We start from the raw sequence: 12,637 nt of genomic DNA, 5'->3' as shown, positions 1-12,637 counted from the left end.
CGAGCGTCTCACCCAAATAGGCAGTGATTTCGCTGTCTTCGCCGCGGCCCGTCTGGCCCATCTGTGTGATCCCAGCCACCTCTGTCGTGAACCGTACACAACGTGTGCAAGAAATGCAGCGGGTCATGTAAGTTTCAACCAGCGGACCGAGGTCCAGATCGTCCGAGGCACGCTTTGGCTCGCGGAAGCGCGAGAAATCCACGCCATAGGCCATAGCTTGGTCCTGCAAATCGCACTCGCCGCCTTGGTCACAAATCGGGCAATCAAGCGGATGGTTGATCAACAAGAACTCCATCACACCCTCACGGGCCTTTTTGACCATCGGCGAATTTGTCTTCACAACAGGCGGTTGCCCCTCGGGGCCAGGGCGCAAATCACGCACCTGCATAGCGCAAGAGGCCGCAGGCTTTGGCGGGCCGCCGACAACTTCCACAAGACACATACGGCAGTTTCCTGCAATGCTGAGGCGCTCGTGATAGCAAAAGCGTGGCACTTCAACGCCAGCTTCTTCACAGGCTTGAATCAGCGTCATCGCGCCGTCAACTTCTACCTCTTTTTCATCAATGATGATCTTGCGTAAATCGCTCATGTCGTCTCACTTCGCTCTCAGCAGGCTTCCGATCGTGCTGCCATTTTCAATCTCGGCGTTGCCAAGCTTGCACAAATCAGCAGCTACTTTCGGGTTCAACCCTTTTGATTTTACATAGTCTTCGCCTGCCGCTCTAAGACGCGCCTTTTCAGCGTCACTCTTGCGATAAGCATTAATCTCATTGTCGCTATACCCAAGGGCATTGGCGCGTGTTTTCAAATCCCAAAGAAACGACAGCCCCTTGAGTTTGCGCTCTGCGATGCTATCGCACTTTTCAGAAATCACGAGCGCAATGCCGACGTTCAACATCTGATCGTCAACCTCTTTGACATCGCGCAAGGCCGGCTTGGCCACAGCCATCGTTCCAGCCAAAACGCTCCCTGCCAAAACAGCGCTTACCAAAACAGTTTTACTCGTCCACATATGATCATTCCTTTTCTGGAGGCTCGAAGGCACAGACACACCATGCCCCTTCCCTTCAGAAATGGTCCCGTCCAAGGCTGCTATGCAATAACAGCCACGCGCTGCCTCTGACGGAGCGGTGTCCTTAGCTATATGATCAGCCAGTCTCACCATGTTTTGCAGCGCCCGTTCATAGAGAGCGTGCCGCCGTCAAGCAGCTCAACAGTCTCAGGGTCGGTGTCGGGGCTCTGCCCTGTCCAGGTGATATCTGAAATGCCATATTGCGCGATACAGTAGCGATTGGCGGCAATTCGACCCGCTTCCAAAGCCCCCTGCACACCACGGCTCGCACCGCGTACAGTCACCGAGAAGTTCGCACGGTCGTCACTGTCCCGTTGCAACTTGCCTTTGAAGACATTCCCTTCATACGCATAGCCGCCTTGACCGGAGACGACGCCTTTGGCGCGCTCGCAGCTAGCAAGTGATAGGCCCAGCAGGACACACAAACTGATTTTTGCTACACGGTTCCGCATCAGAGCACCTTAATCTTTCTACGCTTGGTCAGCGTCAAATCAAAGCCAACACTCGGATCTTTGCAAATGATCGCTTTGGCCATGCTCGTCCAAACTGGGCGGTTAACTTCGGCCGCAAATTGACAAACAGCGCGGCTCACCTCCGCCCAAATGCCATAGTCATCACAAAGCATAACGCCGTCATCTGCCAACAAATCCCAATAATTCCGGAAATCATTGAGACAAGCATCATATTCATGGCTCGCATCGATATGGATCATATCCGCCTTAACGCCGAGCCGCTTCAAAGCATACGCCGCAGAGTTCCCATCCATCGGAAGCGGGATGATCACATCTTGCATACCCTTGGAGTGAACATTCGCCAGAAATGTCTCATAGAGCGTCGGATATCCGTTACGGGGGCTCAACTCGGCACGCCGCCCTTTTGAGGACAGATGCGCCGAAGACCCAAGCCAAGTATCAATCGCAACAATCTCTGTTCCAAGTCCAAGCTTCTTGGATTGCACCGCCATGTGAAGAGAGGACATCCCTTTCCAGACGCCAAGCTCGAGTATAAGCTTTGGCTTAAACTGTTCGAGCAGCGCGCGAAAAAACGCATGTGTCGAGTTCCAGCCAGAGAGATCGACACGGGTTTCATCAAACACATAGGTCGCGAAAGCATCCTCAAGCCCAAGGGTGTCGCGGATCGAAGGCGTGTTCACGTCTTTCATTCTGCCGCTACCCCACATTGCTTCGCCTGCCACTCAGAAGCACCTTCAAGGGCGTCCCAACCAAAGGCAAAATCGCTATCTCCCTGCGCCTTTAGGTGCTCAAGCCGCGCCAGCGCTTCTTCAAGTGTCGGCTTATGGCCATCAGCCACATGCCACATCACAAAATGCTGCTCCCCCAAAAGCTCGAACCACTCGGCACGGCGCTCGTAAAACTGCTTGTGCACGGTGTTGAACGCAAAGTTGCGCAAGGAGTCAGCATCTTCCCACAACGTCAGGTTCGCCACAAACTGCGGATCGTCGCCAATACTGTTCTCGGTATTGCCTGTTCCTGGCTCGCCCGAACCTTCCATCATCCATACAAAGCCGGGCATGCGTTTGCCCATTCCGTTCACACGGTCAAGATTGGCCATGAAATCATGTACCCGTGGATCATCCACGGAGGCATTCAAACGGCCAATATTGAGCTCGGCGAGATGCATAGTTACTCCGCCGCCATCGCTTTTGATTTGATACGGTCTTCAATTTCGCCACGGAAATTCTTGATAAGCCCCTGAATAGGCCAAGCCGCCGCATCACCAAGCGCGCAAATGGTATGGCCTTCGACCTGCTTGGTCACATCCCACAGCATGTCAATTTCTTCCATACTCGCATTGCCTTCAACAAGCCGTTCCATCACGCGCATCATCCAGCCTGTGCCTTCACGGCAAGGCGTGCATTGTCCGCAGCTTTCATGCTTGTAAAACTTAGCCAAGCGCCAGATCGCTTTGATCATGTCGACTGAGTTATCCATCACGATCACAGCCGCCGTGCCAAGGCCCGAGCCCAGCTCACCGCGCAGATAATCGAAATCCATGATCGCGTCTTTCATGTGCTCGCCGCGCACACAGGGCACTGAGGAACCACCAGGAATAACGGCCTGAAGGTTGTTCCAACCGCCGCGTATACCGCCGCAATGCTTCTCAATCAGCTCTTCAAAGCTGATGCTCATCTCTTCTTCGACAACACAGGGGTTGTTCACATGGCCAGAAATGGCAAAAAGCTTCGTTCCCGCGTTGTTTTGGCGACCAAAGCTTGAGAACCAGCTCGCGCCGCGGCGCAGGATCGTCGGAACGACAGCAATACTCTCAACGTTGTTAACGGTCGTTGGGCAACCGTAAAGACCCGCCCCCGCTGGGAATGGCGGCTTCATACGCGGCATGCCCTTTTTGCCTTCAAGGCTTTCCAGAAGCGCGGTTTCTTCACCGCAGATATAAGCGCCTGCACCATGGTGCAAATAGATGTCAAAATCCCACCCGCTGCCACACGCATTCTTGCCAACAAGACCTGCGTCATATGCCTCGTCAATAGCTGCCTGAAGTGCTTCCTTTTCGCGGATGTATTCACCGCGAATATAAATGTAGCAGGCATGGGCTTGCATCGCGAAGCTCGCAATCAGGCAGCCCTCAATCAGCGTATGCGGATCATGGCGCATGATTTCACGGTCTTTACATGTACCTGGCTCGGATTCATCCGCGTTCACGACCAAGTAAGAAGGACGACCGTCGCTCTCTTTGGGCATGAAGCTCCACTTCAGACCCGTCGGGAAACCCGCACCGCCGCGTCCGCGCAAGCCGCTGGCTTTCATCTCGTCGATGATCCAGTCACGGCCTTTGCCGATAAGCTTGTCGGTCCCGTCCCAATGTCCACGCGCCTGCGCGCCGCGCAAGGTGCGCTCGTGCATTCCGTAGATATTGGTAAAGATACGGTCCTGATCTTTGAGCATGCCTTAACCCTCTTTGTCCTGGCGCTTACGCCAGAGCTGCAACGTGACAACCAGCGCCCAAACGAGCGCGCCAATCGCCGCAAAATCTATCAAGAGCGCGTAGCGCCCCGGAAGCCCCAATTGAGGCCCCAACCATTGAGCAGCAAGCCACAAAATCATTGCACCAGCGATAACGAGTGAAACAACCCGCCCTGCCCGTCCCTGCTTTTGATCCTGCTCACTGCTCACAGCCATGTCCTATCAAGCTTTCTTGTTCTTCTTAGAAAACTCGGTCTCACCGCCCGCCGCGAGTATCTTGGCTTGCGCCATCCAATCGTCGCGTTCGATGCGGCCTTTAAAGCGCAGGCGGCTGTCGACCCATTCGATCTCGGCCTTGCCCCATTTTTCGATCTGATCAAAGTGCCAGAAGCCCATGTCATTAAGAGTTTTCTCAAGCTTGGGACCAACACCACTGATAAGCTTCAAATCATCCGCGCCCGACTTGCGGGGCGCGCTCAGCGTACGTGGCTTTTTCTCACCAGCAGGCTTCGCTGCTGCTTTGGCAGTTGCTTTGGCCGCAGGCTTGGCTGCCGCTTTCGCTGCAGCCTTTGGAGCCGCCTTGGCTTTGGTCGCTGGTGTTGTTTTTGCCGCAGCAGAAGCTTTCTTTGCAGCAGGCTTGGCTGCCGCCGCTTTCGCAGTGGCTGGCTTAGCGGCTGCGCCCTTAGCTGGGGCCTTCGCGTCTGAGGCCTTCGCTGCAGCAGCTTTTGACGCAGACTTCGCTGCCGTCGATTTGGCAGCTGTTTTCGCAGCAGGCTTGGCCGCCGCTTTCGTTGTCGTGCTCGCCTTCGCACCGCCAGTTTTAGCCGCAGTCTTGGTCGCTGCGGCTTTGCCCTTGGTTTTCGCAACTGTGCTTTTCGCGGCGGGTTTGGCAGCGGAAGCCTTGGCTTTCGCTTTCGGGGCAGATCCTCCACTTACCAAAGTGGCAGGCGTTGAGGCAGAGGCGGTGGCAGCCGTCCCTGACTTCTCTGCCTTGACTTCAGCTGTGCGCTTCTCGTCCGCAGCCCGCGCGGCAGCGCTTCCGTTGTCTGCTTTCGCGGATGAGGCCACTGCCCCAGTCGCTACAGCTGCTCCGGCGGTCGCCGCAGCAACTTTGGCGGTCGCCGCAGCAACTTTGGCGCCGGATGTATCCGACGCGACAGCAGCATCATGTGCCGCGCTCTTACAGAACAGCGTGCTGAGAACTAGACCCGTAAATATGCCGACCGCAAGGCCAACCATCAACGCAGCAATTGGACCGACAGCCTCTTGGCTCATTGCAAAGGCAGCGATGCCCGCAACAAGTCCAATCAGCCAACAAACCCAACCACAAAAACCCAAACCTGACGTATGTTTCATTTTACTTCCCCCTTGCCGGAACCATTCGGCATTGCACAATTATTTTTTACTCTTCATGGAAAATTCAGTTTCACCACCCGCCGCAAGAATACTGGCTTGCGCCATCCATTCATCGCGCTCGATGCGGCCTTTAAACTTGAGGCGGCTGTCCACCCAAGCAATCTCCTCACCCGTCCATTTTGCAATTTGGTCAAAATGCCAGAAGCCGAGTTCATTCAACGTTTGTTCAAGCTTCGGCCCGACACCGCTGATAAGCTTCAAATTATCCGCGCCCGCTTTACGCGGCGCTGTCATGGTGCGTGGCTTTTTCTCTGCCTCAGCGCCAGTTTGCGCCACCGGCTTATCAGAGGCCTTGGCCTTTGACGCGGGCTTCGCGGCAGCGACCGATTTGGCCGGCGCCTTGACCTTCGCCGCAGACTTGGGCGCCGCTTTGGCCCCTTTCGCTTTTCCAGCCGATTTATCCGTGCGATCAAGCCATGGCGTCAAAATCGGAACCTCGGTCCCGTCAATCCGCTTCACTGTCTCACCGAGATCCACAGCAAGCTGCGCACTCGCATTATACTGTGTCTTGCCGCTGTCATGTTCCACGAGAGATGTCAGCCCAGACAAAGGCTCAGCCGCGTAACGTCCGTTTTGCGGACCCGGCACAGGCACGCGCCCCGCAGCAAGCTCGTCAATGATATTGCCCAAGCCCTGAGCTGTGAGATCTTCGTAATAATCCTTACCGATCTGCGCCATAGGAGCATTGGAACACGCGCCCAAACACTCGACTTCTTCCCAAGAAAAGCATCCATCCTCTGAAAGCTGGTGTGGCTTCGCAGCGATTTTCTCTTTGCACACGGCAATCAAATCTTCAGCCCCGCAAATCATGCAGGACAGCGTCCCGCAAACCTGAATATGCGCAACAGAACCAACAGGTTGCAGTTGGAACATAAAGTAAAAAGAGGCCGCTTCGAGCACGCGGATTTGTGCCATCCCCAGCATATTGGCAACTGTCTCGATGATCGGACGAGTCACCCAGCCCTCTTGCTCCTGCGCACGCCACAACAGCGGAATGACCGCACTCGCTTGGCGGCCTTCGGGGTATTTTGTGATCTGCGCCTCGGCCCACTTTTGGTTTGCAGGCGTGAAAGCAAAGCTTTCTGGCTGATCATGATAAAGACGACGAAGCATCAGTTCTTCTCTTTCTTTAGTAGCTTAAAAACCGACAGGTTCACCTGTCGATCTCCCCAAACACAACATCCATAGTCCCGATGATCGCAGCAACATCGGCAAGCTGATAGCCCCGCGCGATATGGTCCATGGCCTGCAAATGTAGATATCCCGGAGCGCGGATTTTACTACGGTAAGGCTTATTTGAGCCATCAGACACCAGATAGACGCCAAACTCGCCCTTCGGCGCTTCAACACAGACATAAGTCTCGCCTTCGGGCACATGGAAGCCCTCGGTGTAGAGTTTAAAGTGGTGAATGAGCGCTTCCATCGAGGTTTTCATCTCGGCGCGCTTGGGCGGCGTAAGCTTGCCCCGCGCAAGAATGTCGCCCTGCCCGTCAGGCGCCCGAAGCTTGTGGCAAGCCTGAATCATGATGTGTGCCGACTGGCGCATCTCTTCCATGCGCATGAGGTAACGGTCATAGCAGTCGCCGTTCTTGCCCACAGGAATCTGGAATTCGAATTCATCATAGCATTCGTAGGGCTGCGCGCGGCGCAAATCCCACGCCATACCAACAGAGCGCGCCATGACGCCCGACATCGCCCAATCCAGAACGTCCTGCTCGGTGATCACACCGATCTCGACATTGCGCTGTTTGAAAATGCGGTTCTCGGTCAGCAAGCCACCAAGGTCTTCCAGAAACTTCGGAAAGCCGATGGCCCACTCTTCGATATCGTCAATCAGATCAGGCGGCAGGTCTTGGTGGACGCCGCCAGGACGGAAGTAAGCAGCGTGAAGGCGCGCACCACAAGCCCGCTCATAAAAGACCATCAGCTTTTCGCGCTCTTCAAAGCCCCAAACAGGCGGCGTGAGCGCTCCCACGTCAAGCGCTTGCGTTGTCACGTTGAGCAAGTGGTTCAGAATGCGGCCGATCTCGCAATACAGCACGCGAATAAGGCTCGCACGGCGAGGCACTTCCACGCCTGTCAGCTTTTCAATCGCCAAGCACCAAGCATGCTCTTGGTTCATCGTGCCAACATAATCAAGGCGGTCAAAGTACGGAAGATTTTGCAAATAGGTCCGGCTCTCCATGAGCTTTTCCGTGCCACGGTGCAGCAGCCCGATATGCGGGTCACAGCGCTCCACAATCTCACCGTCCAGCTCCAGAACAAGCCGCAAAACGCCGTGCGCCGCAGGGTGCTGCGGGCCAAAGTTCAGGTTAAAGTTGCGAATTTTCTGCTCGCCCGTCTGGGCGTCGTCAAAGCTCGTGCCGTCCATCATTTCGCGCCCTCGCCTTTTTCATCACCTGGAAGGATGTAGTTCGCGCCCTCCCACGGGCTCATGAAGTCAAACTGCCGATACTCTTGCACCAGCTTAACCGGTTCATAAACAACGCGCTTTTGCGCCTCGTCATAGCGAAGTTCAACATAGCCTGTTGTCGGAAAATCCTTACGAAGCGGATAGCCACGAAAGCCATAGTCCGTCAGAATACGGCGCAGGTCTGGGTGACCGCTGAAGAGAATACCGAACATATCAAAGACTTCACGCTCAAACCAGTTGGCACTTGGGTGCACATCTGTGATCGACGGCACGATCTCATCCTCACGGATCGCCATTTTCAAGCGAATACGGTGGTTCTGAAACATGCTCAGGAAGTGATAGACAACCTCAAACCGCTTGGGGCGCTCGGGATAGTCTACAGCCGTCAGGTCAACCAAGGTCGAAAACTTGCAAGCGCTGTCTGTCTTTAAAAAGTCGACAAGGCCCGCAATATTCGCAGGGGCCACATCCACGCTCAGCTCACCAAAGCTCACATCCCAACCCAGCACACAATCGGGCCGTTTGGCTTCGATCAACGCGCCCAGCTCTCGCAGCTCTTCGCTCATATATCTCTTCCTCTCGCCTGCGCTTAACGCGCAATCGTTCCTGTGCGGCGGATTTTACGCGCCAGCTGCATGATCCCGTAAAGAAGCGCTTCCGCCGTCGGAGGGCAGCCTGGGACATAAATATCCACGGGCACAATCCGATCACACCCACGCACCACAGAATAGCTGTAGTGGTAATAGCCACCGCCATTGGCACAAGATCCCATTGAAATCACATAGCGCGGCTCTGGCATCTGATCATAAACCTTGCGCAGCGCAGGGGCCATCTTATTGGTCAGCGTCCCCGCCACGATCATTACATCTGACTGGCGCGGGCTGGCGCGTGGCGCAATCCCGAAGCGCTCCGCATCATAACGCGGCATCGAGGTGTGCATCATCTCGACAGCACAGCACGCAAGACCAAAGGTCATCCAGTGCAGCGAGCCCGTGCGCGCCCAGTTGATCAGGTCCTCCGCTGACGTCAGCAAAAAGCCCTTATCTTGCAACTCGGCATTCAAAGCCTGCGTCGAAGTTTCTTTGTCCACACCGGCCGTGTTGAGGCCCGTTTGGATGCCCGTTGAGGTCATGACCATTCGAGCGCCCCCTTCTTCCATTCATAGGCAAAGCCAGCTGTCAGCACAGCGAGGAAAACCATCATCGACCAGAAGCCAACCATGCTGATGTCTTTGAAAGCAACAGCCCAAGGAAAGAGCATCGCAATTTCCAGATCAAAAATGATGAAGAGAATCGACACGAGATAAAACCGCACGTCAAATTTCATCCGGGCATCATCAAAAGCGTTGAAGCCGCATTCATAAGCCGAGACCTTTTCAGGGTCAGGGTTGCGCACTGCAAGAATGAGGGCAGCAAGGATCAAAACAAGGCCTAAGCCGATGGCAATAACAAGTAAGATCAGAATAGGGAGGTATTCCCGCAGCATCTCTTCCACGTGAGGCTCCTTTCATGCGCACATTCGCGCATAGGTGTGGCAGCTTTTCATTGCAAATGGGTTTACTCCCGCCCCATGTCATGGTCAACCGACAGAGCATTACATTCACTAAAATCTATATGTTGCGGTGAAAGCCTCAAAGTGAGCGCTCTGTTGCGCTGCTCCCTCCCTCTCCTTCACTGAAAGATTGAGGCCAATACGGCAACACACGCACTGCGCTCAGCACGGCACAAGGCGCGCCAAACAGAAGAAGTGTTGACCTAAATTTTTAAGGCCACAAGGATCACAAGGCCAAACAGACCAGGGCCTCTGGCCTCAAAGCACCCAAGGCGCGCGGCGCTTTTCAAAAAACGCTGCAATCCCTTCACGCGCTTCTTCGCCTTCCCAAGTCTCAACCAGACGATCAATTGTCGCCTCGATAATTGCCGGCGTAATCGCAGGTCCAAGACTGCGCGCGAGCGCTTTTGACGCAGCCACGGCTTTTGGCGCTGCCGCCAGATACGGCAAGACTTCTGCATCCACGGCAGCGTCAAGTGAATCTGCCTCGACAACCCTTGCCAGCAGATTCAACTCACGCGCCTCCTCTGCCCCAAACAATCTCGCCGACATAAACACACGCCGCGCTTTATCTTCCCCCATCCGAGCGAGAACATAAGGGCTGATCGTGGCAGGAATCAGTCCAAGCTTCACTTCGGTCAGGCCAAATTTTGCCTCGGGGACGCCAAGCGCGACATCAGCGACAGACATCATCCCGATCCCACCGCCGAAGGCATTGCCCTGAACTCGTGCAATCAAGGGCTTGGGCAACTCATTGAGTGCATTGAGCATCATCGCAAGCTCACGCGCTCCCTTACGCCGCGTCTGGGCATCCGCCGCCATCTGGTCTTGCATCCAGCGCAGATCACCACCCGCGCAAAAGCTCTTGCCCTTTGCGGCCAAGACAACCACGCGCACAGCATCATCCGTGCCAAGAGCTTCCGCTGCCCCTGTCAACTCGCGGATCATCTCGGCGCTCAGCGCGTTGTGTTTGTCTTCGCGGGCCAGCCAGAGCGTGGCCACACCGCGCGCATCTGTTTCAATCTCGATCGTGTTATACATCATCCTGCTCCTTGCGCATCGCGCGCGCCATATCTGCGGCACGGATCAAGACCGCACGGTCCAGCCCAGTTTCATATCCAAGATCAACAAGTCTGTCATGCACAGCCTCTGTCGCTACATTGCCCGCAGCACCAGGAGCATAGGGACAGCCACCAAGCCCACCTACAGCCGCGTCAAACACCCTGACACCGCGCCCCAGCGAGGCCTCAATGTTGCTGAGCGCGCGCCCGCTCGTGTCGTGATAATGCCCGGCAAGCTCACTCGCAGGTATCTCCTCAAGCACAGCCGCCAGCATCGCATCGATTGACTCGGGGCGCGCCTGTCCGATGGTGTCGCCAAGGCTGATCTCATAGCAGCCCATCTCGCGCAGCGCTTTCGCAACGCGTGCCACAGCTTCAGGCGCTGTCGCTCCGTCATAGGGGCAATCCGTCACACAAGAAATGTACCCCCGCATTGGCTGCCCTGCCGCCTTAGCGGCCTCAGCCACCGGCGCAAAGCGCTCAAGACTTTCGGCAACGGTTGCGTTGATATTGGCCTTCGAAAACCCTTCCGAGGCCGATCCGAAAATAGCAATCTCATCTGCCCTCGCCGCCAACGCGCCTTCAAAGCCGCGCAAGTTCGGGGTTAGCGCCGCATAAGAGACGCCTTCCGCGCGCGTGATCCCTGCCAAGACATCAGCACTGTCCGCCATCTGCGGAACCCATTTGGGGCTCACAAAACTCGCAATTTCGATCCGTTTGAAGCCCGCCTCAGACAGACAGTCCACCAGCGCAATTTTCTCTTCTGTCGGGATTTGGCACTTTTCATTCTGCAAACCATCCCTCGGGCCGACTTCAAAAATTTCGACAAATCCGCTCATGTGTCGCTCCGCTCAGGCAAGGGCCAGGGCGCATAAAACGCCTCTGTGTAAAGCTTCTGTTCACCAACAGCCATGGTCGCGGCAAAGCTCGAGCGCTCGGTGATCCGCTCATACCAAGCTGAAAGCTCAGGGTAGTCGTCACTCTTCACGAAATGCCGGCCAACATAGACCGCCTGCCCAACCGCAATATCAACCGCCGAAAAGCCTGATGTCAGCAGATAGTCACGGTTCTCGACAGGTGTAGATAGTCGCGCTTCGATCGCCTCATAACACTTCGCCAGACGCTTTGCCTCAAGCTGCATAATATAGGGCGAACGCATATAATCCTCGTACAGCATAATATGCTGCTGCGTCAGTGCTGCGGCATGAACCGTTACCGTCTCGGCAAAATGCAACCACGTCAGCCACGCCATGCGATCAGGGTTGCTTGGCTCGCGGCCCAGATTACGCTCTGGAAAGCGTTCGCAAAGATATTCAATCATCGCGCCGCTCTCAAACATCCTCTCGCCCTCGATCTCCATCGCAGGCACGCGCCCCGCAGGGCTCAGCGTGAGAAATTCAGGCGAACGCAGGCCGCGGTCAAACGGATGTACCTGCACCTGAAAATCAGGCACTTCCAGTTCGTGCAGCAACCAGAGCACGCGCATAGAACGACTTTGAGGGACGTGGTGGAGCGTGATCATGCCGCCGCCTCCGCGTCTTCTTCTTCCAGCCGAATGAGGGCAGCCCCTGCTTCCACTTGGGCTCCAGCCTCACAGAGCACTTCCGCCACAATCCCGTCACGCGCCGCCAGAAGCGAGTGCTCCATCTTCATGGCTTCCAAAATCGCGAGCCGATCGCCCGCTTTCACAGGCTCGCCTGCTCGGGTAAAGACAGCCTTCACAAGTCCTGGCATCGGCGCCTCAATAAGGGCTGCGCCAGCACCGGCAGACGCCGCGCGCTCCAAAGGATCAATCACATCAAAGGAAACGCCATACTGCGCAAAGACATAGGCCTTGCCGCCCTCGAGCATCGCATCAGGCGCCAGCTGCCCATTGAGCCGCCAACGTCCTCCGACACACCGCGCCTCAACACGGGTGTCGCCAAAGCTCACGTCATGTGCCGCTTCGTTCAGACTTTCTACAACAACGTCAAAGCGCTCGTCTTTAAAGCTCAAGCTCACCTGCCGCTTCATCGCGGACCAGAGATGAAAGCCAGTCGGCCAGCCTGCGCCCGTAAGCCCAAGCGCCACCAAAGCCGCCAACGCGCGCACCTCATCGCTTGGCAGAGGGGCTTGCACAAGGCTGTCCAGATCGCGGCCAATCAGCCCCGTGTCCACTTCACCAGCCGCAAAGCCCTCATGA

At 55.9% G+C, this 12,637-nt stretch carries 17 protein-coding genes; all 17 read right to left on the bottom strand.

The annotated features are described in order from the left end of the window. Nucleotides 1–589 (bottom strand): 2Fe-2S iron-sulfur cluster-binding protein (locus P8O11_RS07435; RefSeq protein WP_300293251.1); only part of this gene is annotated, 589 nt, incomplete at its 3' end. Nucleotides 590–595: 6 nt separating this feature from the next. Next, nucleotides 596–1,012: a DUF5333 domain-containing protein gene (locus P8O11_RS07430; RefSeq protein ID WP_300293250.1), complete on the bottom strand. Its 417-nt coding sequence runs from the start codon at nucleotides 1,010–1,012 to the stop codon at nucleotides 596–598. Nucleotides 1,013–1,158: 146 nt separating this feature from the next. Further along, complete coding sequence (locus P8O11_RS07425) at nucleotides 1,159–1,524, bottom strand: hypothetical protein (protein ID WP_300293248.1); 366 nt, start codon at nucleotides 1,522–1,524, stop codon at nucleotides 1,159–1,161. After that, nucleotides 1,524–2,234: a class I SAM-dependent methyltransferase gene (locus P8O11_RS07420; RefSeq protein WP_300293246.1), complete on the bottom strand. Its 711-nt coding sequence runs from the start codon at nucleotides 2,232–2,234 to the stop codon at nucleotides 1,524–1,526. The genes P8O11_RS07425 and P8O11_RS07420 overlap by 1 nt, the downstream gene beginning before the upstream one ends. Next, nucleotides 2,231–2,713, bottom strand: coding sequence for a DUF3291 domain-containing protein (locus tag P8O11_RS07415; protein ID WP_300293244.1), 483 nt, complete (start codon nucleotides 2,711–2,713; stop codon nucleotides 2,231–2,233). The genes P8O11_RS07420 and P8O11_RS07415 overlap by 4 nt, the downstream gene beginning before the upstream one ends. Nucleotides 2,714–2,715: 2 nt before the next feature. Further along, nucleotides 2,716–3,996 (bottom strand): NADH-quinone oxidoreductase subunit NuoF, encoded by a 1,281-nt coding sequence (gene nuoF, locus P8O11_RS07410; RefSeq protein WP_300293242.1) that lies wholly within the window; start codon nucleotides 3,994–3,996, stop codon nucleotides 2,716–2,718. Between the two features lie 3 nt (nucleotides 3,997–3,999). Beyond that, on the bottom strand, nucleotides 4,000–4,224 hold the full coding sequence (locus P8O11_RS07405; protein WP_300293253.1) for a DUF5337 domain-containing protein: 225 nt from the start codon (nucleotides 4,222–4,224) through the stop codon (nucleotides 4,000–4,002). Nucleotides 4,225–4,236: 12 nt separating this feature from the next. Continuing rightward, nucleotides 4,237–5,370, bottom strand: a complete 1,134-nt coding sequence (locus tag P8O11_RS07400; protein ID WP_300293240.1) for a hypothetical protein — start codon at nucleotides 5,368–5,370, stop codon at nucleotides 4,237–4,239. Nucleotides 5,371–5,409: 39 nt separating this feature from the next. Further along, the gene (locus P8O11_RS07395; protein ID WP_300293238.1) at nucleotides 5,410–6,543 is read right to left on the bottom strand and encodes an NADH-quinone oxidoreductase subunit E; all 1,134 of its coding nucleotides are present in this window, start codon (nucleotides 6,541–6,543) and stop codon (nucleotides 5,410–5,412) included. A 40-nt stretch (nucleotides 6,544–6,583) separates the two neighbouring features. Next, complete coding sequence (locus P8O11_RS07390; RefSeq protein ID WP_177170640.1) at nucleotides 6,584–7,801, bottom strand: NADH-quinone oxidoreductase subunit D; 1,218 nt, start codon at nucleotides 7,799–7,801, stop codon at nucleotides 6,584–6,586. Then, nucleotides 7,801–8,409, bottom strand: a complete 609-nt coding sequence (locus tag P8O11_RS07385; protein WP_300293236.1) for an NADH-quinone oxidoreductase subunit C — start codon at nucleotides 8,407–8,409, stop codon at nucleotides 7,801–7,803. The genes P8O11_RS07390 and P8O11_RS07385 overlap by 1 nt, the downstream gene beginning before the upstream one ends. A 23-nt stretch (nucleotides 8,410–8,432) precedes the next feature. Next, nucleotides 8,433–8,975 carry an NADH-quinone oxidoreductase subunit B family protein gene (locus P8O11_RS07380; RefSeq protein WP_089889025.1) on the bottom strand — a complete coding sequence of 181 codons (543 nt, stop codon included), beginning with the start codon at nucleotides 8,973–8,975 and terminating at the stop codon, nucleotides 8,433–8,435. Beyond that, nucleotides 8,972–9,337 (bottom strand): NADH-quinone oxidoreductase subunit A, encoded by a 366-nt coding sequence (locus tag P8O11_RS07375; RefSeq protein ID WP_300293234.1) that lies wholly within the window; start codon nucleotides 9,335–9,337, stop codon nucleotides 8,972–8,974. Before P8O11_RS07375 ends, P8O11_RS07380 begins: the two co-directional genes overlap by 4 nt. 315 nt (nucleotides 9,338–9,652) lie before the next feature. Then, nucleotides 9,653–10,435 (bottom strand): crotonase/enoyl-CoA hydratase family protein, encoded by a 783-nt coding sequence (locus P8O11_RS07370; RefSeq protein WP_300293232.1) that lies wholly within the window; start codon nucleotides 10,433–10,435, stop codon nucleotides 9,653–9,655. Further along, nucleotides 10,428–11,294, bottom strand: coding sequence for a hydroxymethylglutaryl-CoA lyase (locus P8O11_RS07365; RefSeq protein ID WP_300293230.1), 867 nt, complete (start codon nucleotides 11,292–11,294; stop codon nucleotides 10,428–10,430). Before P8O11_RS07365 ends, P8O11_RS07370 begins: the two co-directional genes overlap by 8 nt. Next, on the bottom strand, nucleotides 11,291–11,977 hold the full coding sequence (locus tag P8O11_RS07360; protein WP_300293228.1) for a glutathione S-transferase family protein: 687 nt from the start codon (nucleotides 11,975–11,977) through the stop codon (nucleotides 11,291–11,293). The genes P8O11_RS07365 and P8O11_RS07360 overlap by 4 nt, the downstream gene beginning before the upstream one ends. Continuing rightward, nucleotides 11,974–12,637, bottom strand: a 664-nt coding sequence (locus P8O11_RS07355) for a biotin/lipoyl-containing protein (RefSeq protein WP_300293226.1), incomplete at its 5' end; no start/stop codon positions are given. The genes P8O11_RS07360 and P8O11_RS07355, both read right to left, overlap by 4 nt.

The organism is Lentibacter sp., from assembly GCF_029254145.1.
Lineage (GTDB): Bacteria > Pseudomonadota > Alphaproteobacteria > Rhodobacterales > Rhodobacteraceae > Lentibacter.
Note: the sequence above shows the minus strand (reverse complement) of the source record. Positions and strands in the feature narration are given on the sequence as shown.

Excerpts from the sequence above, each read along its gene's own strand:
- P8O11_RS07430 (WP_300293250.1), bottom strand. The coding sequence starts at position 1,012 with ATGTGGACGAGTAAAACTGTTTTGGTAAGCGCTGTTTTGGCAGGGAGC.
- P8O11_RS07425 (WP_300293248.1), bottom strand. The coding sequence starts at position 1,524 with ATGCGGAACCGTGTAGCAAAAATCAGTTTGTGTGTCCTGCTGGGCCTA.
- P8O11_RS07420 (WP_300293246.1), bottom strand. The coding sequence starts at position 2,234 with ATGAAAGACGTGAACACGCCTTCGATCCGCGACACCCTTGGGCTTGAG.
- P8O11_RS07415 (WP_300293244.1), bottom strand. The coding sequence starts at position 2,713 with ATGCATCTCGCCGAGCTCAATATTGGCCGTTTGAATGCCTCCGTGGAT.
- nuoF (WP_300293242.1), bottom strand. The coding sequence starts at position 3,996 with ATGCTCAAAGATCAGGACCGTATCTTTACCAATATCTACGGAATGCAC.
- P8O11_RS07400 (WP_300293240.1), bottom strand. The coding sequence starts at position 5,370 with ATGAAACATACGTCAGGTTTGGGTTTTTGTGGTTGGGTTTGTTGGCTG.
- P8O11_RS07395 (WP_300293238.1), bottom strand. The coding sequence starts at position 6,543 with ATGCTTCGTCGTCTTTATCATGATCAGCCAGAAAGCTTTGCTTTCACG.
- P8O11_RS07390 (WP_177170640.1), bottom strand. The coding sequence starts at position 7,801 with ATGGACGGCACGAGCTTTGACGACGCCCAGACGGGCGAGCAGAAAATT.
- P8O11_RS07385 (WP_300293236.1), bottom strand. The coding sequence starts at position 8,409 with ATGAGCGAAGAGCTGCGAGAGCTGGGCGCGTTGATCGAAGCCAAACGG.
- P8O11_RS07380 (WP_089889025.1), bottom strand. The coding sequence starts at position 8,975 with ATGACCTCAACGGGCATCCAAACGGGCCTCAACACGGCCGGTGTGGAC.
- P8O11_RS07370 (WP_300293232.1), bottom strand. The coding sequence starts at position 10,435 with ATGTATAACACGATCGAGATTGAAACAGATGCGCGCGGTGTGGCCACG.
- P8O11_RS07365 (WP_300293230.1), bottom strand. The coding sequence starts at position 11,294 with ATGAGCGGATTTGTCGAAATTTTTGAAGTCGGCCCGAGGGATGGTTTG.
- P8O11_RS07360 (WP_300293228.1), bottom strand. The coding sequence starts at position 11,977 with ATGATCACGCTCCACCACGTCCCTCAAAGTCGTTCTATGCGCGTGCTC.